The 1,525-nt window shown below is 58.9% G+C and carries 2 protein-coding genes; both read left to right on the top strand.

Annotation, left to right across the window (positions count from 1 at the left end; translation table 11 throughout):
• Positions 1 to 77 precede the first annotated feature (77 nt).
• Positions 78 to 494: a transposase gene (locus H7C86_RS36875; RefSeq protein WP_030537394.1), complete on the top strand. Its 417-nt coding sequence runs from the start codon at positions 78 to 80 to the stop codon at positions 492 to 494.
• Positions 495 to 673: 179 nt separating this feature from the next.
• A complete protein-coding gene (locus H7C86_RS36870) occupies positions 674 to 1,492 on the top strand; it encodes a DDE-type integrase/transposase/recombinase (RefSeq protein ID WP_080712793.1) in 819 nt (272 codons plus the stop codon).
• Positions 1,493 to 1,525: the final 33 nt, after the last annotated feature.

The raw sequence follows: 1,525 nt of genomic DNA, 5'->3' as shown, positions 1-1,525 counted from the left end.
CCCTCTCTGTCAGGATTTAGTGAGACACTCGGAGGCAACCGAGATCACTCACTGAGGGCATGAAACGAGCACCACCGATGAGCAGCCCGAACCCCGAAACACCGTCAGATTCGCCGGCGGATCCTGCCCCGAAACCGACCCGCAGAACCTTCACCACTGAATACCGCAACCGCATCCTCGACGAATACAACAACGCCCCACACGGAGAGAAATCTGCAGTCCTGCGCCGCGAAGGTTTGTACCAATCTCAACTCCGAGAATGGGCCCAAGCCAGAACCGCAGCGGCCGGGAAGTCTCGACCGAAAGCGGTCGCCCATCCCGACACCGACGCCGCGACACGTAAGGAAATGGCCCGACTGACACGCGAGAACGCTCGTCTGGCAAAGCAATTGACGCAGACGGAGGCCGCGCTCGAGATCATGGGAAAACTTCACGTGCTCTTGGAATCCATCTCCGAGAGCACGGACACACCGCCCTTACCGAAGACGCACTGAACAGCACATTCGCCGACCTGCGAGCCGCCGAAATCCCCACCAGGCGATCCTGCATCCTGATCGGGCGATCCCGCGCCACCCACTACCGTCACCAGCAACCACCCGTTCAAGGTCCCCGGAAACCAAGACCCATCCCGGACAACGGCCAAGCGCTCACCGCATCCGAGCGAGCGAAAGTTTTGACCGTCATCAACAGCGACAAGAACGCTGACCTGGCCATATGTCAGATCTGGGCGCGGGAACTCGACGAGGGAAACTACTGGTGTTCACTGTCGAGCATGTATCGGATCGCCGCCGCGGCCGGACAAAACCGTGAACGCCGACGAACAGCGACACATCCACCGAAGGCGATCCCCGAACTCCTCGCCGACGGACCTTCACAGGTCTGGACCTGGGACATCACCAAACTTCGCGGGCCCACCAAGGGCGTGTGGTTTCACCTGTACGTACTGATCGACATCTACTCTCGCTACAACCCGTCGTGGATCGTGGCTGCACACGAAAGTGCTGAATTGGCAGCTGAATTCATTGCGGAAGCAATCGAGCGCAACGGCATCACCCCGCACACCGTCCACGCGGACCGCGGCACTTCGATGACCTCAGGATTGGTTTCGGAACTGCTCACCAACCTCGGCATCACCCGGTCGCATTCACGACCGCGAGTATCGAACGACAACCCGTACTCCGAGTCGCAATTCAAGACTCTGAAATACCTGCATGATTTCCCGACTTCGTTTGCATCACTGGATGATGCACGAGTGTTCTTGGAAGGATTCTTCAACGAGTACAACCATATTCACCGTCATTCGGGAATTGCCTGGCATACGCCGGCGTCGGTGCACTTCGGGACCGCTGACGCGGTCGACGAGGCCCGGCAGATCACTCTGAACGAGGCTTACGTCGCGAACCCTGCCCGGTTTTCGCGCCGGCCAAGTCCGCCCGAGATGCCGACCGTATTCTTCATCAACGAACCGGTCTCGGAATCGCAGATCAACTGAACGTCACTGTCTCACTTGACTTGACACATAGCG

This window comes from Rhodococcus sp. UFZ-B548, assembly GCF_903819475.1.
GTDB classification, from domain to species: domain Bacteria; phylum Actinomycetota; class Actinomycetes; order Mycobacteriales; family Mycobacteriaceae; genus Rhodococcus_F; species Rhodococcus_F erythropolis.
Note: the sequence above shows the minus strand (reverse complement) of the source record. Positions and strands in the feature narration are given on the sequence as shown.

What these genes read in the sequence shown, in the direction of transcription:
- H7C86_RS36875 (WP_030537394.1), top strand. Translation starts at nt 78, where the DNA reads ATGAGCAGCCCGAACCCCGAAACACCGTCAGATTCGCCGGCGGATCCT.